Here is a 22012-nt window from a genome sequence, read left to right as displayed (position 1 = left end):
ACATGAGCATCTATGAACATTTTAGATCTGAAGAAACAGTTTTCGTTGATAAAGTGTTAGAATGGAAGCAAGCGGCAGAGGAATATCATCAAGTGAAACTTACTGATTTTCTTGACCCACGTGAACAGCAAATTGTTTCTATGATTGTTGGACATCAAGGAGATGCTGCGTTTCAGTTCTATGGAGCTACTCCGAGTGCAGAAAGAAAGCGGGCATTAATTTATCCAAATTATCTTATGCCGAATGAGGAAGAGTTTCAAGTAGAAGTATTAGAAATTGACTATCCTTCTAAATTTTATACACTGGAACATCGTCAAATATTAGGAGCATTTATGTCTCTTGGATTAAAGAGAGAAAAATGCGGAGATATTTGGCTCCAGCAAAATCGTGCCCAAATAGTAGTTGCAAAAGAAGTTGTTTCGTACATAGAAATGAATTTACAATCAATTGGAAGAACAAAAGTGTCTTTAGCGCCTGTGTCATCTGATCATGTGTTACATATGCAAGAACAGTGGGATGAAAAATCGGGGACAGTTTCGGCGCTTCGATTAGATGTACTAATAGCGGAAATGTTTCATATATCTCGTCAAAAAGCACAGCCGTTTATTAAAAATGGTCTTGTAAAAGTGAATTGGAAAGTAGTTGAGCAATCTGCGTATGATTGTTTTCCAGGAGATGTATTTTCTGTCAGAGGTTATGGCAGGGGGAAATTACTCACTGTTGATGGAAAAACAAAACGCGATAAATGGAGAATTTTGTATGGAATCTTAAAATGATTTCTTTTTTTAGAAGGAAAATCTCCCATTTTGTCGAAGAAAAGATATAATTAAAAAAAGGAAATTTTAGATAACCTACTTGGAGGTGGCGTTTGTGCCGTTAACACCGTTAGATATTCATAATAAAGAATTTAGTCGTGGCTTTCGCGGCTATGATGAGGATCAAGTAAATGAATTTCTTGATCAAGTCATTAAAGATTATGAATTAGTGATTCGTGAGAAGAAAGCGTTAGAAGAAAAAGTCGCACAACTAGAAGGGAAATTAGAGCATTTCTCCAATATTGAAGATACATTAAATAAATCTATTGTTGTAGCGCAAGAAGCAGCAGAAGAAGTAAAACGTAATGCACAAAAAGAAGCAAAGTTAATTGTTCGTGAAGCAGAGAAAAATGCGGACCGTATTATTAACGAAGCGTTAGTAAAATCAAGAAAAGTGGCATTTGACATTGAAGAATTGAAAAAGCAAGCGAAAGTGTTCCGTACACGTTTCCGTATGCTAATAGAAGCACAGCTTGAAATGTTAAACAATGATGATTGGGACAAGCTAATTGAGTTAGAAGAAGAAGTAGATGAACTTCTTAAGAAAGAAGAAACAGTGTAAGCTTGACGTTTTTCTCATTATTACATATAATTCTATACAACATAATTTTTTAGAAAAACGAAGATAGGGATAAGTACTTTTTTCATACCTTATATAGCGAACTGAGGACGGTGGAAGCTCAGAATAAGGAGAGAATGGGAATATCACCCTGGAGTTCCTCGCTGAATAATAAAGTAAGCGCAGGCGTGTATTCGCGTTAAGAATATAAAGAGGATTGCTATATGTAGTAGTCTACTAGGGTGGTACCGCGGGAGACCTTCTCGTCCCTTTTTTGGGGAATGAGAAGGTCTCTTTTTTATTCCATTTATTTAGAAAAAATGCCTTTCTTTTATATATTTAAGGAGGAGTTAAGCATGGAGTACAAAGATACATTATTAATGCCAAAAACAGAGTTTCCAATGCGTGGAAATTTACCGAAACGTGAGCCTGTAATGCAAGAAAAATGGGCTGAAATGAACATTTATGAAAAAGTACAAGAACGTACAAAGGGGCGTCCGCTATTTGTACTACATGACGGACCTCCATATGCGAATGGTGACATTCATATGGGACATGCGTTAAATAAAGTGTTAAAAGACTTTATTGTTCGTTACAAATCAATGACTGGATACTGTGCACCATATGTACCGGGATGGGATACACATGGTTTACCAATTGAACAAGCTTTAACAAATAAAGGCGTTAAGCGTAAAGAAATGACAGTTGCTGAGTTCCGTAAACTTTGTGAAGAATACGCATATGAGCAAGTAAGCCGTCAGCGTGAGCAATTTAAACGTTTAGGTGTACGTGGTGATTGGGATAATCCATACATTACATTAAAGCCAGCGTACGAAGCACAGCAAATTAAAGTATTTGGTGAAATGGCGAAAAAGGGCTACATCTATAAAGGACAAAAACCTGTTTACTGGTCTCCGACAAGTGAATCTGCATTAGCAGAAGCGGAAATAGAATATAAAGATAAAAAATCTGCATCTATTTACGTAGCATTCCCTGTTAAAGATGGAAAAAATGTTTTAGAAGGCGACGAGAAGTTCATTATTTGGACAACAACACCTTGGACATTGCCAGCTAACTTAGGTATTTCTGTTCATCCAGAACTTGAATATAGCATTGTAAAAGTAGATGGTGCAAAATATATCATTGCTTCTGAGCTATTTGAAGCAGTTTCAAAAACATTAGAGTGGGAAAACACAGAAGTTATTAAAACAGTAAAGGGTAGCGAACTTGAGTATACAGTGGCTAAGCATCCATTTTATGACCGTGATTCTCTTGTTATGCTTGGTGAGCACGTTACAACAGATGCTGGTACAGGTTGTGTACATACAGCACCAGGACACGGGGAAGATGACTTCCTTGTTGGGAAACAATATGGCTTAGAAGTTCTTTGTCCAGTTGATGATAAAGGTGTATTAACAAGTGAAGCGCCTGGATTTGAAGGGTTATTCTACGATAAAGCAAATAAACCAATCACGGAAAAATTAGAAGAGGTTGGTGCGTTATTAAAATTAACATTTATTACGCATTCTTATCCACACGACTGGAGAACGAAACAGCCAATTATTTTCCGTGCAACTGCACAATGGTTTGCATCTATTGAAGCGTTCCGCACTGAATTATTACAAGCTGTAGAGGAAACAAAATGGGTACCAGCATGGGGTGAAACACGCCTTCATAACATGGTTCGTGACCGCGGTGACTGGTGTATTTCTCGACAACGTGCGTGGGGTGTTCCGATTCCTGTATTCTATGCAGAAAACGGTGATCCAATTATTACAGATGAAACGATTAATCATGTAGCAGAGTTATTCCGTGAACATGGTTCGAACGTATGGTTCGAACGTGAAGCGAAAGACTTATTACCAGAAGGCTTTACACATCCATCTAGCCCAAATGGCGAATTCCGTAAAGAAACAGACATTATGGATGTATGGTTTGATTCTGGTTCTTCTCATCAAGCTGTATTAGAAGAGCGTGATGACCTGCAGCGTCCAGCTGATTTATATTTAGAAGGATCTGACCAATATCGCGGTTGGTTTAACTCTTCATTATCAACAGCAGTTGCGGTAACAGGTAAAGCACCGTATAAAGGTGTCTTAAGTCACGGCTTCGTACTTGATGGTGAAGGTCGTAAAATGAGTAAGTCTATCGGGAACATTGTTGTACCGAAGAAGATTATGGATCAACTAGGCGGCGATATTTTACGTTTATGGGTATCTTCAGTTGATTATCAATCTGATGTACGTATTTCTGATGATATCTTAAAACAAGTAGCAGAAGTATATCGTAAAATTCGTAATACATTCCGTTTCTTATTAGGAAACTTAGCTGACTTTAATCCAAGTAAAGATGTGGTACCGGCTGCAGAACTTCGCGAAGTAGACCGCTACATGTTAGTGAAATTAAATGACTTAATTACAAAAGTAAAAAATGCTTATGAAACGTATGAATTTGCAGCTGTATATCATGCGATTCATAACTTCTGTACAATTGATTTAAGTTCATTCTATTTAGATTTTGCAAAAGATATTTTATATATCGAAGCAGAAAATAATCATGATCGCCGTGCAATTCAAACGGTATTATATGATGTTCTTGTTGCATTAACAAAACTTGTAACGCCAATTTTACCTCATACAGCAGATGAAGTATGGCCATATGTTCCTGGTGTAGTAGAAGAAAGCGTCCAGTTAACTGATATGCCGGAAGCTATGGAAGTAGAGGGTGCGGAAGAGTTAAAAGTAAAATGGGATGCATTTATGACACTTCGCGATGATGTATTAAAAGCGTTAGAAGTGGCACGTAATGAGAAAGTAATTGGTAAATCGTTAAATGCGAGCATTACCCTATTCCCAACTGCAGAAATGAAACAAATGTTAGAGTCTATTAGCGAAGATTTAAAACAGTTGTTTATTGTTTCTGAGTATAAACTTGGTGGAACAATGGAAGAAGCACCAGCTGATGCACCGAAATATGAACATACAGCTGTTGTTGTAGCACAAGCAACTGGTGAAACGTGTGAACGTTGCTGGGTTGTATCTGAAACAATAGGAAGTAATGCAGACCATCCAACGTTATGTGAACGCTGCGGAGAAGTTGTAAAAGAACATTATGTAAAATAATGAAACGAAAAAAATCGACTGCCTTGTAGGCAGTCGATTTTTTTCTTCCTTGGAAGGAAAAATGTGTGTGCGGTAATCGTGTGCTTTTCGGATAAACTAACGATACATTCCAGCCGGGAGGGACGCGCTTGTGACTGACACATACATGGAGATTCAAGAAGAGCTACAATTAATGCAACGAGAGCTACAGGAGCGATTAGCAAAAGAAGAGACGTATGCGTATGATGTAGAATTTGGAGAGGAATTGCTAGGTATAGCCAAAATAGATGTGAAAAATAAATTATTATTGCATGATATGAGAGAAGATTTAAAAGATGTAGAGCGAGCACTTTTGAAAATGGAAATAGGCATGTATGGAATTTGTGAAGAAACCGGACAAAGAATGACACTTAGACAATTAAAAGGTATGCCAACAGCACGTACAGTTCATGAATGTTTCTATGAAAAAGTAAAAACAATTTAAAGACAACAATATTATATTACCTAATTCATTTTATTTTATGCTCCTTTACGATGCTTCATTGTGAAAACATAGCAGCTATGCTAAAATTTTGAGGTACACTGTCATTGTGGGGGAAACGAAAATGATATATTATTTAATAGCATTATTTGTGATTGTCATTGATCAAGTATCAAAATGGATTATCGTAAAGGAAATGGATTTAGGTGAGAGTATTCCGATTATTGATAATGTACTGTACATAACGTCTCACCGCAATACCGGAGCTGCATGGGGCATTTTAGAAAATAGAATGTGGTTCTTTTATGTTATCACAGTCATCTTTGTTATTTTTATTGTGATTTATATGCAAAAATTTGCAAAGACAGACAAGCTTCTCGGCATTTCGCTTGGACTTATTCTAGGCGGAGCAATTGGTAATTTTATTGATCGTGTATTCCGAAAAGAAGTTGTTGATTTTATTCATACGTATATTTTCTCATACAACTTCCCGGTATTTAACGTTGCAGATTCGGCATTATGTGTTGGTGTTACGTTAATTATTATTCAAACATTACTAGAAGGAAAGAAAACAAAGGAGTAAATAATGAGCGAAGTAGTACAAGTAACAGTTACAGAAGAGCAAAAAAACGAACGGATTGATAAATTTGTTGCAGGGGTGAACAATGAATGGTCTCGTTCACAAGTGCAACAATGGATTAAAGATGGTGTTGTAACCGTAAACGGAAAAGACATCAAAGGGAACTATAAAGTAAAAACAAATGATGAAATTACAGTTACTATTCCAGAACCAGAGTCATTAGATATTCTTCCAGAAGATATGAATTTAGAAATTTATTATGAGGATAGTGATGTACTTGTCGTAAACAAGCCGCGTGGCATGGTTGTACACCCTGCGCCAGGGCATACGAGCGGTACGTTAGTAAATGGTTTAATGTATCACTGTAAAGATTTATCGGGTATTAACGGTGTAATGCGCCCAGGAATTGTGCATCGCATTGATAAAGATACGTCTGGATTATTGATGGTGGCAAAAAATGATATGGCACATGAAGCGCTTGTAAATCAGCTTGTGGCAAAAACAGTAACAAGACGCTATCAAGCGATTGTTCATGGTGTTATTCCGCATGATAAAGGAACAGTTGATGCGCCGATTGGACGTGATAAACAAGATCGTCAAAGTATGACTGTTGAGGAAAATGGAAAACATGCTGTAACTCATTTCCGTGTATTAGAGCGTTTTAATAATTTCACTCATGTGGAGTGTCAACTAGAAACAGGTCGTACGCATCAAATTCGTGTACATATGAAATATATTGGGTACCCACTTGCAGGTGACCCGAAATATGGTCCGAAGAAAACGTTTGATATAAATGGTCAAGCATTACATGCAGGTATTTTAGGTTTCGTTCACCCGCGTACAGGTGAATATTTAGAATTTGAAGCACCAGTTCCACAAATTTTTGTAGATCTTTTGGATGAGTTGCGAAAATAATATTGACAATCGTTATAAAAACTGCCATAATAACAGCAGTTGAATAAGTCCTTTAACACAGCCCCGTGAGGTTGAGAAGGTAACGGTTTGAAATACGTAGGGTACGTATACCCTTTTTCAAAAAAATCCTCTCGCACACGACGAGAGGATTTTTTTATACCATTCCTCTCACGCAAGAAAAAAGCTTGGAGGTGAAGAGCATGAAAGAAAAAGCAGTGGTACTAGATGATCAAATGATTCGCCGTGCTTTAACACGCATTAGTCATGAAATTGTAGAACGCAATAAGGGTGTTGAAAATTGTGTTCTAGTTGGGATTAAAACACGCGGTATTTTTATCGCACAGCGTTTAGCAGAACGAATTAGTCAAATTGAAGGAAAAGAGATGGCAGTTGGTGAATTAGACATTACATTGTATCGTGATGACTTAACACTGCAATCTAAAAATAAAGAACCGCTTGTAAAAGGTTCGGATATTCCAGTTGATATTACGAATAAAAAAGTTATCCTTGTTGATGATGTATTATATACAGGAAGAACTGTGCGAGCTGCAATGGATGCTCTAATGGATATTGGAAGACCATCGCAAATTCAGTTAGCTGTTCTTGTAGATAGAGGTCACCGTGAACTACCAATTCGCGCTGACTATGTAGGAAAAAACATTCCAACATCAAGCGAAGAACGTATTGAAGTAGGACTTCAAGAAACAGACAAACAAGATCGAGTAAGCATATACGAAAAATAAAGCCCTTTTAAATGTAGTCCTGTGAGGCTGCCAAAGGGTCTTGGCTTTCATATGTCTAATTTGACATACGAAAGTATAGGACTCTTTGTGCATAGGGCGCAAAGAGTTTTTTTATTGCAAGTTTTCAACATTGGAGGAGGATATAATAATGGAACAAAAGCCAGTGTTAGACATTCATGAAGTACCGAAACCAGGAAAATGGTTACTGTTAAGTATACAGCATCTATTCGCTATGTTTGGAGCGACAGTGCTTGTTCCATTTTTAACAGGATTAAGCCCAGCAGTTGCCTTAATCTCGAGCGGACTAGGAACGCTAGCATTCCTGCTAATCACGAAAGGGCAAGTTCCAGCTTACCTCGGATCATCATTTGCATTCATTGCACCGATTATTACAGCAAAAGCAGCAGGCGGCCCAGGAGCAGCAATGCTTGGCGGAATGATGGCAGGACTTGTCTATATGTTGATTGCACTTGCGATTAAAAAATCTGGATCTAATTGGATTATGAATCTCTTGCCCCCAATCGTAGTTGGTCCAGTTGTTATGGTAATTGGACTTGGGCTTGCACATACAGCAGTAGATATGGCAATGAATAATGCAGATGGAAAATATAGCTTTACACACTTTTCAGTTGCACTTGTCACATTAGCAATTACAATCATCTGCTCAATCTTTGGAAGAGGATTCTTAAGCATCATACCAGTTTTAATAGGAATCATAGGCGGTTACATCTTTGCTTACTTCCAAGGCTTAGTCGATTTGAAACCAGTAATTGAAGCGAAATGGTTTGATGTACCGGATTTCGTAGTGCCATTTGTCACATATACACCAGAATTTTCGTGGAAAATAGTATTAGTAATGGTACCTGTTGCAATCGTTACAGTTTCAGAACATATTGGACATCAAATTGTACTTGGAAATGTCATAAATAAAGACTTAATTGAAAAGCCAGGCTTACACCGCTCTATTATGGGAGATGGAATTGCAACATTCATTGCTTCAGCAATTGGAGGACCGCCAAATACGACGTACGGTGAAAATATTGGAGTGCTTGCAATTACAAGAGCATACAGCGTATATTTATTCGTTGGATCAGCAATATTGGCAATCATGTTCGGATTTATTGGTAAAATTTCAGCTCTTATCCATTCGATCCCAACACCAGTTATGGGCGGAGTTTCAATCTTACTATTCGGTGTTATCGCATCAAGCGGTTTACGCATGATGGTAGATGAGAAAACAGATTTCGGGGATAAACGAAATTTAGTAATAGCATCAGTCATACTTGTAATTGGCATCGGTGGTGCAGTGCTTCATATCGGTCAATCATTCCAAGTAGAAGGCATGGCTCTTGCAGCAATTGTAGGGGTAATCCTAAACTTAGTACTACCTGAACTGAAACAAAAACAACAACAATCAAAGAACATTGCTTCATAAAAACAACCTTTTAATTCAGTCCTGTGAGACCGAAAAGGGTGTGTAATTTGTTACACCCTAGTCTCGCACGGCTAGGGTATTTTTATGCAGTTATTGTTATATAAATTCAAAGATGCTAAGATAAAAATCAGAAAGATGAGGGATGACAATGAACCATTTGTTAACGATGAGTGAATTATCGGAGCAGGAGATTTCAGAAATCCTAAAAGATGCAGAAGATTTCGCAAGTGGAAAAGGAATAAGAACGAAAGAGCAAACGTTTGTTGCAAACTTATTCTTTGAAAACAGTACGAGAACACGTTTTAGCTTTGAAGTAGCAGAGAAGCGATTAGGGCTCGATGTTCTGAACTTCTCGGCAGAGTCTTCTAGCGTACAAAAAGGAGAAACACTTTACGATACGATAAGAACACTTGAATCAATCGGAACAAAAGCAGTGGTCATCCGCCATCAACAAGATCGCTACTTTGATGAGCTAAAGGATCAAGTAAACATTCCAATCTTGAATGCTGGTGATGGATGTGGAAATCATCCAACGCAATGTCTTCTAGATCTTCTAACAATTAAACAAGAGTTTGGAGGATTTGAAGGATTAAAGATTGCGATTGTTGGAGATATTCGCCATAGCCGAGTAGCACGTTCTAACGCTGAAGCTTTAACAAAACTAGGAGCAACGATTTACTTTGCTAGCCCTGAAGAGTGGAAAGATGAAACGAACACATTTGGAACATACAGAAGTTTAGATGAACTTGTTCCAGAAGTTGATGTGATGATGTTACTTCGTGTGCAACATGAGCGTCATGATCATTATGAAACAGATATCATGAAAGAGTATCATGAGCAGCACGGATTAACAATTGAACGAGAAAAGCGTATGAAACAAGGAAGCATTATTATGCATCCAGCTCCTGTAAACCGTGATGTAGAAATTGCAAGTGAACTCGTCGAGTGTGAGCGTTCACGCATATTCAAACAGATGGAAAATGGAGTTTACGTAAGAATGGCTGTACTAAAACGCGCATTACCAAATGTATTAGGAGGAATGAAACATGAACTATTTATTTAAAAATGGACGTTATTTGAATGAAGAAGGAAAAATCGTAGCAACAGATCTTCTCGTACAAGACGGTAAAATTGCGAAAGTAGCAGAAAATATTACGGCAGATAATGCTGAAGTAATCGATGTAAACGGAAAATTAATTGCACCTGGATTAGTAGATGTACACGTTCATCTTCGCGAACCAGGTGGTGAACATAAAGAAACAATTGAAACAGGTACACTTGCAGCAGCAAAAGGTGGATTTACAACAATTTGCGCAATGCCAAATACACGTCCAGTACCAGACAGCAGAGAACATATGGAAGACTTGCAAAAACGAATTAAAGAAAAAGCACATGTAAATGTACTGCCATATGGAGCGATTACAGTACGCCAAGCAGGTTCTGAAATGACAGACTTTGAAACATTAAAAGAACTTGGAGCATTCGCGTTTACTGATGATGGAGTAGGCGTACAGGATGCAAGCATGATGCTGGCAGCGATGAAGCGTGCAGCAAAATTAAATATGGCAGTTGTAGCACACTGCGAAGAAAATACGCTAATCAATAAAGGGTGTGTACATGAAGGCAAGTTTTCTGAGAAACACGGCTTAAACGGTATCCCATCAGTATGTGAGTCCGTACATATTGCCCGGGACATACTACTTGCAGAAGCAGCAGGGTGTCACTATCACGTATGTCACGTAAGTACAAAAGGATCTGTACGTGTCATTCGTGATGCAAAGCGTGCTGGAATTAAAGTAACCGCAGAAGTAACACCGCATCACTTACTATTATGTGAAGATGATATCCCATCAGCTGATCCTAATTTTAAAATGAATCCACCGCTTCGAGGAAAAGAAGATCATGAAGCGTTAATCGAAGGATTATTAGATGGAACGATCGATATGATCGCAACAGATCATGCACCGCATACTGCGGAAGAGAAAGCACAAGGGATTGAAAGAGCACCGTTCGGAATTACTGGTTTTGAAACGGCATTCCCACTACTATATACAAACCTTGTGAAAAAAGGAATCATTACATTAGAACAATTAATTCAATTCTTAGCAGAAAAACCAGCTGATACATTCGGTTTAGAAGCAGGGCGTCTGACAGAAGGTAGAGTAGCTGATATTACAATAATCGATTTAGACAATGAAGAAGAGATTGATCCAACAACATTCTTATCAAAAGGAAAAAATACGCCATTCGCAGGCTGGAAATGTCAAGGCTGGCCGGTTATGACAATCGTTGGCGGTAAGATCGCATGGCAAAAGGAGAGTGCATTAGTATGAAAAGACAGCTTATCTTAGAAGATGGAACAGTATTAATTGGAAAAGGCTTTGGCGGAGAAATTGAAAAATCAGGTGAAGTCGTATTTACAACAGGGATGACGGGGTATCAAGAGACATTATCTGATCCATCATACTGCGGTCAAATTGTAACATTTACGTACCCATTAATCGGAAACTACGGCATTAACCGTGATGATTTCGAATCAATTCATCCATCTGTAAATGGTTTAATAGTAAACGAAATTTGTGATCACCCATCTAACTTCCGTAATGAAATTTCGTTAGATGATTATTTAAAGGAAAGAAACATTCCAGGATTAGCAGGAATTGATACAAGAAAATTAACACGAAAAATTCGTCAATATGGAACATTACGCGGACGTCTTTGCAACATGGATGCGGATGTAGAGTACATCGTTAGCCAATTAAAAGCGACAGTCTTTACAGATCATGTGAAACGCGTATCAACAAAAGATCCATATCCAAGTCCAGGCCGTGGCCATCGCGTTGTACTTGTAGACTTCGGTATGAAGCATGGTATTTTACGAGAACTAAATAAACGTGACTGTGATGTAATTGTTGTCCCTTACAATACAACGGCTGAAGAGATTTTACGCCTTAGCCCAGATGGAATTATGTTAAGTAATGGACCTGGGGATCCAAAAGATGTACCAGAAGCAATTGAAATGCTAAAAGACATTATCGGAAAAGTACCATTATTCGGGATTTGCCTTGGACATCAATTGTTCGCTCTAGCATCTGGTGCAAATACAAGCAAGTTAAAATTCGGTCACCGTGGTTTAAATCATCCAGTAAAGCATCTTGCAACTGGAAAAGTAGCCATTACTTCTCAAAACCATGGTTACGCAGTAGAAGAAGAATCAGTTAAAAGTACAGATCTTGAAATTACACATGTAGCGTTAAATGATGGAACAGTAGAAGGTCTTCGTCATACGAAGTTCCCAGCATTTACAGTACAATACCATCCAGAAGCTTCAGCAGGGCCAGAAGATGCAAATGATTTATTCGAAGATTTCTTAACAATGATTGAAAACTTCAAGAAAGAAGGGGAAGAGTTATGCCAAAACGCCTAGACATTAACACAATTTTAGTAATCGGATCAGGACCTATTGTAATCGGGCAAGCAGCGGAGTTTGACTACTCTGGAACACAAGCTTGTCAATCTCTTAAAGAAGAAGGTTACAAAGTAATCCTTGTGAACTCTAACCCAGCAACAATTATGACTGACACTGCAACAGCAGATAAAGTATATATTGAACCATTAACATTAGAATTTGTAAGCCGTATTATTCGTAAAGAACGCCCAGATGCAATCTTGCCGACACTAGGCGGACAAACGGGACTAAATATGGCTGTTGAACTTGCAAAATCAGGCATACTAGAAGAGTGCGGAGTTGAAATTTTAGGAACAAAATTATCAGCAATTGAGCAAGCGGAAGATCGTGACCTATTCCGTACATTAATGCAAGAATTAAATGAACCAACACCACCAAGTGAAATCATTCATACGCTTGATGAAGCATATGACTTTGTAAAAGAAATTGGTTATCCAGTAATCGTTCGTCCAGCGTTCACATTAGGAGGAACTGGCGGTGGTATTTGTCATAACGAAGAAGAATTAATTGAAACCGTAACAAGTGGTTTAAAACATAGCCCAGTAACACAATGTTTATTAGAAAAAAGTATTGCTGGTTGCAAGGAAATTGAATATGAAGTAATGCGTGATTCAAATGATAATGCCATCGTAGTATGTAATATGGAAAACATTGATCCAGTTGGTGTTCATACAGGGGATTCTATCGTTGTTGCACCAAGCCAAACATTAAGTGATCGTGAATATCAAATGTTACGTAACACTTCATTAAGAATTATTCGTGCACTAGGAATTGAAGGTGGATGTAACGTTCAGCTTGCGCTTGATCCATATAGCTTCCAGTACTATGTAATCGAAGTAAATCCACGTGTAAGTCGTTCATCTGCATTAGCGTCAAAAGCAACAGGGTATCCAATCGCTAAATTAGCGGCGAAAATTGCAGTTGGCTTAACATTAGATGAAATTGTAAACCCAGTAACTCAGAAAACATATGCATGTTTCGAACCAGCATTAGACTATGTTGTTTCAAAAATTCCGCGCTGGCCATTTGATAAGTTTGAATCAGCAAACAGAACGCTTGGTACGCAGATGAAAGCAACTGGTGAAGTTATGTCAATCGGACGTAACTTAGAGGAATCATTATTAAAAGCGGTTCGTTCTCTAGAGCTTGGCATTTATCACTTAGAGTTAGACCACTTAAAAGAGCTTGATAAAGAAACAATGAAAAAACGCATTATTAAAGCTGATGATGAGCGACTGTTTGTTGTAGCAGAAGCGATCCGTCAAGGTGTAACAAAAGAAGAAATCAACTCATGGTGTGAAATGGACTTCTTCTTCTTACAAAAAGTTGAAAACATCGTAAACATGGAACGCAAAGTAAAAGCACATGTTGGTGATATGGAAGTGCTGCAAGAAGCAAAAGAAATGGGCTTCAGTGATCATTACATCGCAGCTGCTTGGAACAAAACAGAGCGTGAGATTTATGAAACACGTCAAGAAAACAATATGACGCCAGTATTTAAAATGGTAGATACTTGTGCGGCAGAGTTTGAATCTGCAACACCGTACTACTACAGCACATATGGCGACGAAAATGAATCGATTGTTACAGATCGTAAAAGCGTAGTAGTACTTGGGTCTGGTCCAATCCGCATCGGGCAAGGTGTGGAGTTTGACTATGCAACAGTTCACTCTGTATGGGCAATTAAAGAAGCTGGTTATGAAGCAATTATCATCAATAACAACCCAGAAACAGTTTCAACAGATTTCAGTATTTCGGATAAGTTATATTTTGAACCACTTACAATTGAGGATGTAATGCACATCATCGATTTAGAACAACCAGAAGGTGTAATCGTTCAGTTTGGTGGTCAAACAGCAATTAACTTAGCGGCAAAATTACAAGAGCGCGGTGTGAAAATTTTAGGTACATCACTGGAAGATTTAGATCGTGCAGAAGACCGTGATAAATTCGAAGCGGCTTTAACAGAGTTAGGTATTCCACAACCAGTTGGGAAAACGGCAACAACAGTAGAAGCAGCAGTAGCAATCGCTGAAGAAATTGGTTATCCAGTACTTGTAAGACCATCTTACGTACTTGGTGGACGTGCGATGGAAATTGTATATCGTCAAGAAGAACTACTGCACTACATGAAAAATGCGGTTAAAGTTCATGCGGATCATCCAGTATTAATTGACCGTTACATGGTTGGTAAAGAAATTGAAGTAGATGCAATTTCAGACGGTGAAAATGTATTCATTCCAGGTATTATGGAACATATTGAACGCGCTGGAGTTCACTCTGGTGACTCCATCGGTGTATACCCACCGCAAAGCTTATCTGCAAAACTGAAAGAACAAATTATCGAAAATACAATTGCACTTGGAAGAGGATTAAACATTGTTGGCTTACTGAATATCCAGTTTGTAGTATTCAAAGACGAAGTGTATGTAATTGAAGTAAACCCACGTGCGAGCCGTACAGTACCATTCTTAAGTAAAATTACAGGTGTACCGATGGCGAATATCGCAACAAAAGTTATTTTAGGTCAAAATCTTGTAGAACAAGGATATGAAACTGGATATCGCCCAGAAGAGAAAGAAGTGTACGTAAAAGCTCCGGTATTCTCTTTTGCAAAACTACGTTCTGTTGATACAACATTAGGACCTGAAATGAAATCAACAGGGGAAGTAATGGGGAAAGACTTAACACTTGAAAAAGCATTATATAAAGGACTTGTTGCTGCTGGAATTAGTATTCCAACACACGGATCTGTCATCATTACTGTTGCGGATAAAGACAAAGAAGAAGCAATGGAAATTGCAAAGCGCTTCCATGAAATTGGTTATAACTTATTAGCGACAGCAGGAACAGCAAAATCATTAACAGACCAAGGTGTTCCAGTTCAAGTTGTCAACAAAATCGATTCTGAAGACTACAACTTGCTGGATATTATTCGCCAAGGAAAAGCTCAGTTTGTAATTAACACATTAACAAAAGGTAAACAACCAGCGCGTGATGGCTTCCGTATTCGCCGTGAGTCTGTAGAAAATGGAGTAGCATGCTTAACATCACTAGATACAACAAGAGCAATCTTACGTGTACTAGAATCCATGACATTTTCAGCTCACGCAATGAAAGAAATTGCGCCAACCGAGCGTCACGAGGTGGTACGTGCATGATGCAAAAGCAAAATATGATCGTCGTTAACCAAAAAGAAATCGCAAAAAATATTTATGAACTAGTGCTTCAAGGTGATCTTGTACAGCAAATGAACGAACCAGGGCAGTTTGTACACATTAAAGTAGCAGAAGGCATTGCGCCTCTGCTGCGCCGCCCAATTAGTATTTGTAATGTTGATCAAGAAAAGAACGAATTTACAATGCTCTATCGCGCGGAAGGACAAGGAACAAAAACATTAGCAAAGAAAAAACAAGGTGAACTTGTAGACGTATTAGGACCATTAGGCCATGGATTTCCTGTAGAAGAAGCGGAAGCAGGGCAAACGGCTCTTTTAGTAGGAGGCGGAATTGGTGTGCCACCACTTTATGAGTTATCACAACGCCTTGTTGCAAAAGGAGTACGTGTCATTCACATCTTAGGTTTCCAAACAAAAGATGTTGTCTTCTACGAAGAGAAATTTGCAGAGCTTGGTGATACGTATGTCGCAACAGTCGATGGTACACATGGTACAAAAGGATTTGTAACAGATGTGATCGATGCGTATGGAATTGACTTTGACATTTTATACTCATGTGGACCTTTAGCAATGCTTCGTGCATTAGAAGGCCGCTATAAAGAGAAAAAAGCCTACATTTCATTAGAAGAACGTATGGGCTGTGGGGTTGGAGCATGTTTCGCATGTGTATGCCACTTGCAAGAAGATCCAAGTGGACATTCTTACAAGAAGGTGTGCAGCGACGGGCCAGTATTTCCAATCGGGGAGGTTGTACTATGAACAGATTGCAAGTTGAATTACCAGGATTATCATTAAAGAATCCAATTATCCCGGCATCTGGTTGTTTCGGATTTGGTCGTGAGTACGCACAGTTCTATGATTTAAGTGTACTTGGATCAATCATGATTAAAGCAACAACAGAACAACCTCGTTATGGAAATCCAACTCCTCGTGTTGCAGAAACACCAGGCGGAATGCTAAATGCAATCGGGCTTCAAAACCCAGGGTTAGAAAAGGTAATGACGTCTGAATTACCATGGCTAGAGCAATTTGATCTTCCTATTATTGCGAACGTTGCGGGTTCACAAGCTGAGGACTATGTAGCAGTAGCAAAGGAAATTTCGAAAGCACCAAATGTTCATGCACTAGAATTAAATATTTCTTGTCCAAACGTAAAAACAGGCGGTATCGCTTTTGGTACAGTTCCAGAAATTGCTGCCGATTTAACGAAGCGAGTAAAAGAGGTTTCTGAAGTACCGGTATATGTGAAATTGTCACCGAACGTGGCAAACATTGTGGAGATTGCAAAGGCAATTGAAAACGCGGGTGCGGACGGATTAACGATGATTAATACATTGCTTGGCATGCGTCTAGATTTAAAAACGGCAAAACCAATTTTAGCAAACCGTACAGGTGGATTATCAGGCCCAGCGATTAAGCCAGTGGCAATTCGTATGGTGCACGAAGTGAGTCAAGCTGTGAACATTCCAATTATCGGAATGGGCGGTATTGAATCAGCAGAAGATGTAATTGAGTTCTTCTACGCTGGTGCAAGTGCAGTAGCAGTTGGAACAGCAAACTTCGTTGATCCGTTTGTATGTCCAACAATTATTGAAGAATTACCAGCACTTTTAGATGAATTAGGATTTGAACACATTTCGGAATGTCAAGGAAGGAGCTGGAAGCAAACATGTCACAATCTTTAATTGTTGCACTGGATTTTCCAGGTAAAGCAGAGGTAGAACAGTTTTTAAGTCACTTTGAAGGGGAACAATTATTTGTCAAAGTTGGTATGGAACTGTTTTACAAAGAGGGACCTGCTATTATTACGTACCTAAAAGAAAAAGGACATCAAATTTTTCTAGATTTAAAACTTCATGATATTCCGAACACAGTAAAAAGCGCAATGCGCAATTTAGCTAGTTTAGAAGTTGATATGGTAAACGTTCATGCTGCTGGGGGAAGCAGTATGATGAAAGCTGCGCTTGAGGGATTAGAGGAAGGTAAGAAAGAAGGAAAAGAGAGACCGATTTGTATTGCAGTTACACAACTAACAAGTACATCGGAAGAAGTAATGAAAAAAGAGATCGGCATTGAGAAAACGTTAGAAGAAGCGGTTGCTCATTATGCGAAATTAACGAAAGAAAGCGGTCTGGACGGCGTTGTTTGTTCAACGCTGGAAGTACCAAAATTGCGTGAAGTATGCGGAGATGCTTTCGTAACAGTAACACCGGGGATTCGTCTTGCAAGCGATGATGTAAATGACCAAGTTCGCGTAGCAACGCCAAAACGTGCGCGTGAACTAGGCTCTAGTTATATCGTAGTAGGACGTAGTATTACAAAAGCAGAAAATCCACGCGCAGCGTATCAAATTGTAAAAGAACAGTGGGAGGGTGTAACAGTATGAAAAAACAAATCGCATCTCATTTATTAGATATCGGAGCAGTATTCTTACAACCAAATGATCCATTTACATGGTCTTCTGGAATGAAATCACCAATTTATTGTGATAATCGTTTAACATTATCATATCCAGAAGTACGTCAAGCGATTGCGGCAGGATTAGAAGAATTAATTCAAACACACTTCCCAACTGTAGAGGTTATTGCAGGAACAGCAACAGCAGGGATTGCACATGCTGCTTGGGTAAGCGATCGTATGAACTTACCAATGTGTTATGTACGCAGTAAGGCAAAAGGGCATGGTAAAGGAAATCAAATCGAAGGTAAAGCAGAAAAAGGCCAAAAAGTTGTCGTAGTAGAAGATTTAATCTCAACTGGTGGCAGTGCAATTACTTGTGTAGAGGCACTTCGCGAAGCTGGTTGTGAAGTATTAGGAATCGTATCAATCTTCACATACGAACTTGAAGCAGGAAAAGAAAAATTAGCAGCAGCAAATGTTGCATCATACTCTTTAAGCGACTACAGTGCACTTACAGAAGTAGCAGCAGAAAAAGGTATGATCGGCGAAGCAGAAACGAAGAAACTACAAGAATGGCGCAAAAATCCAGCTGATGAGGCTTGGATTACAGCATAATAATAAAAGAAAACACGACCGTGGGGAGAAACACGGTCGTGTTTTCTTTATGCAATTACATCGTTATTGCTTTTTTTCTACCTCTTTGTCTCCTTTTACAAATAATAACGTCATATAAGAAACAAGAAATGAAAAAATACTATACATCCCTACCCAAAAGAAAAATGATCGATTAAATAACGCTACTGCTACAATAAGAAAAATCGCAAACGTAATAATAGGCATTATATAATACGTCTTTGTAATTCGTGTACCAATAACAGAAAAAATAAAGACAAGTAATGGACAAACAAATAATACGAATATAAATTCACTCATGCGCTGTCCTCTTTTCCTATTAGTTTGTTGTTTTCCTGTTAAACGTTTTTCTGCACTCGTTTCTTTTCCTCCAAATCGCTTTGTAAATGTATTTCGCCAGCTTTTTGACAAGGAATTGACTGCAAATATAAGTTGCAGTTTTTCTATATTATGTTTATCGTGGTGCATCATTTCATTTGCAAAGGTAATTGTTATGTTCATTTTGTTCTATTAATCTAATTTCATCAGAAGGGGAAACAGTTCCTCTCTCTAATACTCGTACGAAAAATTAGTAAATCCTGCATTTTTGTAATGGTTAAGGTGATGTTTCGTAAAGGATATGGGCATATTTAACAGAAAATTACAGGAATAAAAAATATTGATTTTTTATTATATTTATTATAGGATACTTTATAAGTAAATAAGATAAGCGATGAATGGAATAGAGTAGTGTATGTTCTCCCTGTTAAAGAGAGCTGACGGTTGGTGTAAGTCAGTACATAGAACAGCATGAATTACAATCCAGGAGCATCTTCTTCGAGCGAATTGTAAGGGGAAGACGGTGAAGAGCCGTTATAAAGAATGAAGAGATTGACATATAGAGTTTGTCAATAATTAGGGTGGTACCGCGAATAAAATCGTCCCTACTGATTAATTTCAGTAGGGATTTTTTGTATTTTCATAACAACTAAATAATAGATAAGCGATGAATGGAATAAAGTAGTGTATGTTCTCCCTGTTAAAGAGAGCTGACGGTTGGTGTAAGTCAGTACATAGAACAGCATGAATTACAATCCAGGAGCATCTTCTTCGAGCGAATTGTAAGGGGAAGACGGTGAAGAGCCGTTATAGAGAATGAAGAGATTGACATATAAAGTTTGTCAATAATTAGGGTGGTACCGCGAATAAAATCGTCCCTACTGATTAATTTCAGTAGGGATTTTTTATTTGTTTTTAAAAGTAAAAGTACCTAAATGTATGAATGATGATTATGTTTTTAGGAGGTTTCATTGTGGATGAGGCTTACAGACCTTTATTCTTAAAAAATGGATTTTAATCATATAAATCAATTCATTCACCAAGTAAAAATAGTGATGTAAAGGAGGTGAATAGCCATGGAAGATGGCTATTATTATTTAAAATCACTTGCAAAACAATTAAAAAAATTAGGAACAGAAAGAGGAAAAAAGAATGAAGAAAGATGGCTTAAAGAAAGAGTTATTACCTAGACATGTTCAATTTTTAGCGTTAGCGGGAATGATTGGTACGGGCATTTTCAAAGGGAGTGGAGATACTCTAGGGATTGCCGGGCCTGGCGTAATTGTTTCGTACTTACTTGGTGGATTATTAATGATGATTGTTATGGTGGCTTTAGCTGAAATGGCTGTTGTTTATCCAAATCATAATGTTCAACATTTAGTTCATAAGGCTTTTGGATTTCATGTATCATTTGTAGTTGGATGGCTATACTGGATTAACTGGACGCTTGTTACAATTGTAGAAATATTAGCTGCAGGATCTTTTTTACAATTTTGGTTTCCGAATGTACCTCTTTGGTTACTAAGTGCTATTTGTGCGCTTTTAGTTGTGGGAATTAACAGTTTTCAAGTGAAATTTTATGGCGAAATGGAATTTTGGTTTGCTAGTATAAAAATTTTGGCACTTGTATTATTCATCCTTTTAGGTGGAGCAGTCTTATTTGGGCTAACGAATTTTGCTCCATCAACACCAACGGAACATTTACTTGGGCATGGGGGATTCTTTCCAAATGGTATTAAAGGGGTATTTAGTGCTTGTTTTATTGTCATGTTTTCATTCGGAGGATCTGAGTTAATAGGGGTAGCAATTTCTGAGACAAAAGACGTTGAGAAGGTTTTACCTAAAGTGATAAAGGGTGTTGTTTGGCGCGTTATCATATTTTATATCTTACCTATTACAATTATTGCGGGATTAATACCTTGGAATGAAGTTGCAGGAAATGTAAGTCCGTTTATACAAGTAATGAATGCCATTGGTATCCCAGGTGTTGCACACATCATGAATTTTGTTTTATTAACGGCAGTTCTTTCAGCTGCGAATTCAGGAGTTTATGCTACTTCCAGAACAATGGTTGCGTTAGCTGAAAAAGGAGAAGCGCCAAAAATATTGAAACATACTGCGAAATCAGGTGCACCAATCGTTGCAATCTCTTTTAATGGATTATTATTATTGATAGGTGCAGGACTAGCATTCTTTGCTCCAGATAGTATTATCGGAACAATGATGACAATTCCAGGATTTACAATGTTATTGCTTTGGTTAAGTATTTGCTTTGCGCAACTTAAATTACGTCCTAATTATTCAACAATGCCTAATTTTAAAATGAAGTTTTTTCCAACTACGACTATTATTGGAATCGTAGGATTATGTGTTATTTTCATAGGCTCAACGTTTAGTAATGGAATTTCAGTCGGAACAGTGGTTTGTTTTACAACTTTAGTACTTTTAATTGGTCTTGCTTTACTTAAAGGACGGAGTAGAAAGAAAGAAGACACACAACTAAAACATATAAGTTAAATTTATGATGGGAATAAATTTAGCATATGAATCCGATAATCATCAGAGCACGCTCCTATTGAATAGGCGTGCTCTGTCGTGTTTTAAGATAAAGAGTGTGAGTCTGGGATAAAAGAAAGTATATAATTTCATTTACTGAAATAAGAGTGTCTTTTACTTTAATAAAATAAATCAAAATCATAACAAAAAGCTGTACTACTTCACATATACAGTAATACAGCTTTTTGTATATTACTTTACGGAATGAGCTTGTTGCATCTTTTTAATGATGCGAATTTGCCCACGATGACTTAGTTCATCCTCAAATACATGAAACCATTTGAAATAATTGTTTGCCGGCTTGTCTTCCCAAAAAGGAGTTGTTTTAAATAACCATTCGTTTGGAAGTGATTGAAATGTAGCGATTGTTTTATCACGCACTTCTTGTAATGTGTTTATGTAGAATTCCAGAGGCTGGTTTTTAATTTTCTGGCGTCCGAGATTGCCTAGTTCAACACCTGGTAACCAGCGTTCTAGTTCTTCCTCTGTTGGTTCTCTGTCTTCAAAGGTATGAATTTGATAATAAAATTCGACAGCTGCCATGTGATACAGAAGCATACCGATTGAATTTGCATTTTCATCATATAAATAGTCTAATTCTTCAATTGTTAAATCTTGAACAGCACGTAAAGTTGAGAGGCGTGCATAGTTCATCATCGAAACAAGTTTAGAAAAATCGTCGCTTAATCCGTCAATCTTATCAATTAAAAATAAATTCTCCATAGAAATCCCCCTGTTATGAAATACAGACCTGTATTTAATTTCTCTAAATAGGAGGAGATTCCTGTTTTATTGCGTAAAACAAAATGAAAGCAGCTCTATAATTCAT

Annotated in this window: 19 protein-coding genes, 1 pseudogene and 3 other annotated features; of the genes and pseudogenes, 17 read left to right on the top strand and 3 right to left on the bottom strand. The window is 37.8% G+C overall.

All coding sequences use genetic code 11. The annotated features are described in order from the left end of the window. The first annotated feature begins 2 nt into the window (after positions 1 to 2). The 16 genes from CN326_RS01495 to pyrE all read left to right on the top strand — a co-directional run bounded on the left by CN326_RS01495 (position 3) and on the right by pyrE (position 18291). Positions 3 to 776, top strand: coding sequence for a YlmH family RNA-binding protein (locus tag CN326_RS01495; RefSeq protein ID WP_098305538.1), 774 nt, complete (start codon positions 3 to 5; stop codon positions 774 to 776). 94 nt (positions 777 to 870) lie between these two features. Further along, positions 871 to 1377 (top strand): septum site-determining protein DivIVA, encoded by a 507-nt coding sequence (gene divIVA, locus CN326_RS01490; RefSeq protein WP_098305536.1) that lies wholly within the window; start codon positions 871 to 873, stop codon positions 1375 to 1377. A gap of 51 nt (positions 1378 to 1428) precedes the next feature. Continuing rightward, positions 1429 to 1648, top strand: a binding site (T-box leader). 82 nt (positions 1649 to 1730) lie between these two features. Further along, entirely contained in the window at positions 1731 to 4496 is a 2766-nt protein-coding gene (gene ileS, locus CN326_RS01485; protein WP_098305534.1) for an isoleucine--tRNA ligase, read from the top strand. A 130-nt stretch (positions 4497 to 4626) separates the two neighbouring features. Then, positions 4627 to 4959, top strand: a complete 333-nt coding sequence (locus CN326_RS01480; RefSeq protein ID WP_098305532.1) for a TraR/DksA C4-type zinc finger protein — start codon at positions 4627 to 4629, stop codon at positions 4957 to 4959. A gap of 121 nt (positions 4960 to 5080) precedes the next feature. Then, complete coding sequence (gene lspA, locus CN326_RS01475; protein ID WP_098305530.1) at positions 5081 to 5539, top strand: signal peptidase II; 459 nt, start codon at positions 5081 to 5083, stop codon at positions 5537 to 5539. A 3-nt stretch (positions 5540 to 5542) separates the two neighbouring features. After that, a complete protein-coding gene (locus CN326_RS01470; protein WP_098305528.1) occupies positions 5543 to 6451 on the top strand; it encodes an RluA family pseudouridine synthase in 909 nt (302 codons plus the stop codon). A gap of 200 nt (positions 6452 to 6651) precedes the next feature. Then, positions 6652 to 7194, top strand: a complete 543-nt coding sequence (pyrR, locus tag CN326_RS01465) for a bifunctional pyrimidine operon transcriptional regulator/uracil phosphoribosyltransferase (protein ID WP_098305526.1) — start codon at positions 6652 to 6654, stop codon at positions 7192 to 7194. Between the two features lie 148 nt (positions 7195 to 7342). Beyond that, a complete protein-coding gene (locus CN326_RS01460) occupies positions 7343 to 8629 on the top strand; it encodes a solute carrier family 23 protein (RefSeq protein WP_098305524.1) in 1287 nt (428 codons plus the stop codon). A 148-nt stretch (positions 8630 to 8777) separates the two neighbouring features. After that, positions 8778 to 9692: an aspartate carbamoyltransferase catalytic subunit gene (locus CN326_RS01455; RefSeq protein WP_098305522.1), complete on the top strand. Its 915-nt coding sequence runs from the start codon at positions 8778 to 8780 to the stop codon at positions 9690 to 9692. Continuing rightward, positions 9676 to 10962: a dihydroorotase gene (gene pyrC / locus CN326_RS01450; RefSeq protein WP_098305520.1), complete on the top strand. Its 1287-nt coding sequence runs from the start codon at positions 9676 to 9678 to the stop codon at positions 10960 to 10962. The genes CN326_RS01455 and pyrC overlap by 17 nt, the downstream gene beginning before the upstream one ends. After that, the gene (locus CN326_RS01445) at positions 10959 to 12056 is read left to right on the top strand and encodes a carbamoyl phosphate synthase small subunit (RefSeq protein ID WP_098305518.1); all 1098 of its coding nucleotides are present in this window, start codon (positions 10959 to 10961) and stop codon (positions 12054 to 12056) included. The genes pyrC and CN326_RS01445 overlap by 4 nt, the downstream gene beginning before the upstream one ends. Further along, positions 12041 to 15259 carry a carbamoyl-phosphate synthase large subunit gene (gene carB, locus CN326_RS01440; protein WP_098305516.1) on the top strand — a complete coding sequence of 1073 codons (3219 nt, stop codon included), beginning with the start codon at positions 12041 to 12043 and terminating at the stop codon, positions 15257 to 15259. Before CN326_RS01445 ends, carB begins: the two co-directional genes overlap by 16 nt. Beyond that, entirely contained in the window at positions 15256 to 16035 is a 780-nt protein-coding gene (gene pyrK / locus CN326_RS01435) for a dihydroorotate oxidase B electron transfer subunit (RefSeq protein WP_098305514.1), read from the top strand. Before carB ends, pyrK begins: the two co-directional genes overlap by 4 nt. Continuing rightward, the gene (pyrD, locus tag CN326_RS01430; RefSeq protein ID WP_098305512.1) at positions 16032 to 16961 is read left to right on the top strand and encodes a dihydroorotate oxidase B catalytic subunit; all 930 of its coding nucleotides are present in this window, start codon (positions 16032 to 16034) and stop codon (positions 16959 to 16961) included. Before pyrK ends, pyrD begins: the two co-directional genes overlap by 4 nt. After that, positions 16946 to 17662 (top strand): orotidine-5'-phosphate decarboxylase, encoded by a 717-nt coding sequence (pyrF, locus tag CN326_RS01425; protein ID WP_098305510.1) that lies wholly within the window; start codon positions 16946 to 16948, stop codon positions 17660 to 17662. Before pyrD ends, pyrF begins: the two co-directional genes overlap by 16 nt. Then, entirely contained in the window at positions 17659 to 18291 is a 633-nt protein-coding gene (gene pyrE, locus CN326_RS01420; protein ID WP_098305508.1) for an orotate phosphoribosyltransferase, read from the top strand. The genes pyrF and pyrE overlap by 4 nt, the downstream gene beginning before the upstream one ends. Before the next feature lie 63 nt (positions 18292 to 18354). On the opposite strand, the gene CN326_RS24895 is transcribed toward pyrE, so the two are convergent. Then, entirely contained in the window at positions 18355 to 18609 is a 255-nt protein-coding gene (locus CN326_RS24895; protein WP_255258074.1) for a YbeF family protein, read from the bottom strand. Positions 18610 to 18696: 87 nt separating this feature from the next. After that, positions 18697 to 18810, bottom strand: a pseudogene (locus CN326_RS25500) (3-alpha domain-containing protein); the annotation flags it as partial. A gap of 202 nt (positions 18811 to 19012) precedes the next feature. Continuing rightward, positions 19013 to 19237, top strand: a binding site (T-box leader). 48 nt (positions 19238 to 19285) lie between these two features. Continuing rightward, positions 19286 to 19510, top strand: a binding site (T-box leader). Positions 19511 to 19779: 269 nt separating this feature from the next. Between CN326_RS25500 and CN326_RS01410 the strand changes: the two are divergent. Further along, the gene (locus CN326_RS01410; protein WP_098305504.1) at positions 19780 to 21144 is read left to right on the top strand and encodes an amino acid permease; all 1365 of its coding nucleotides are present in this window, start codon (positions 19780 to 19782) and stop codon (positions 21142 to 21144) included. 231 nt (positions 21145 to 21375) lie between these two features. Here the strand turns inward: CN326_RS01410 and CN326_RS01405 are convergent, their stop codons facing one another. Further along, positions 21376 to 21906, bottom strand: coding sequence for a DinB family protein (locus CN326_RS01405; protein ID WP_098305502.1), 531 nt, complete (start codon positions 21904 to 21906; stop codon positions 21376 to 21378). Positions 21907 to 22012: the final 106 nt, after the last annotated feature.

This window comes from Bacillus sp. AFS018417 (assembly GCF_002560985.1).
Taxonomy (GTDB): Bacteria; Bacillota; Bacilli; order Bacillales; family Bacillaceae_G; genus Bacillus_A; species Bacillus_A rhizoplanae.
This window is presented reverse-complemented; position numbering and strand designations above follow the sequence as displayed.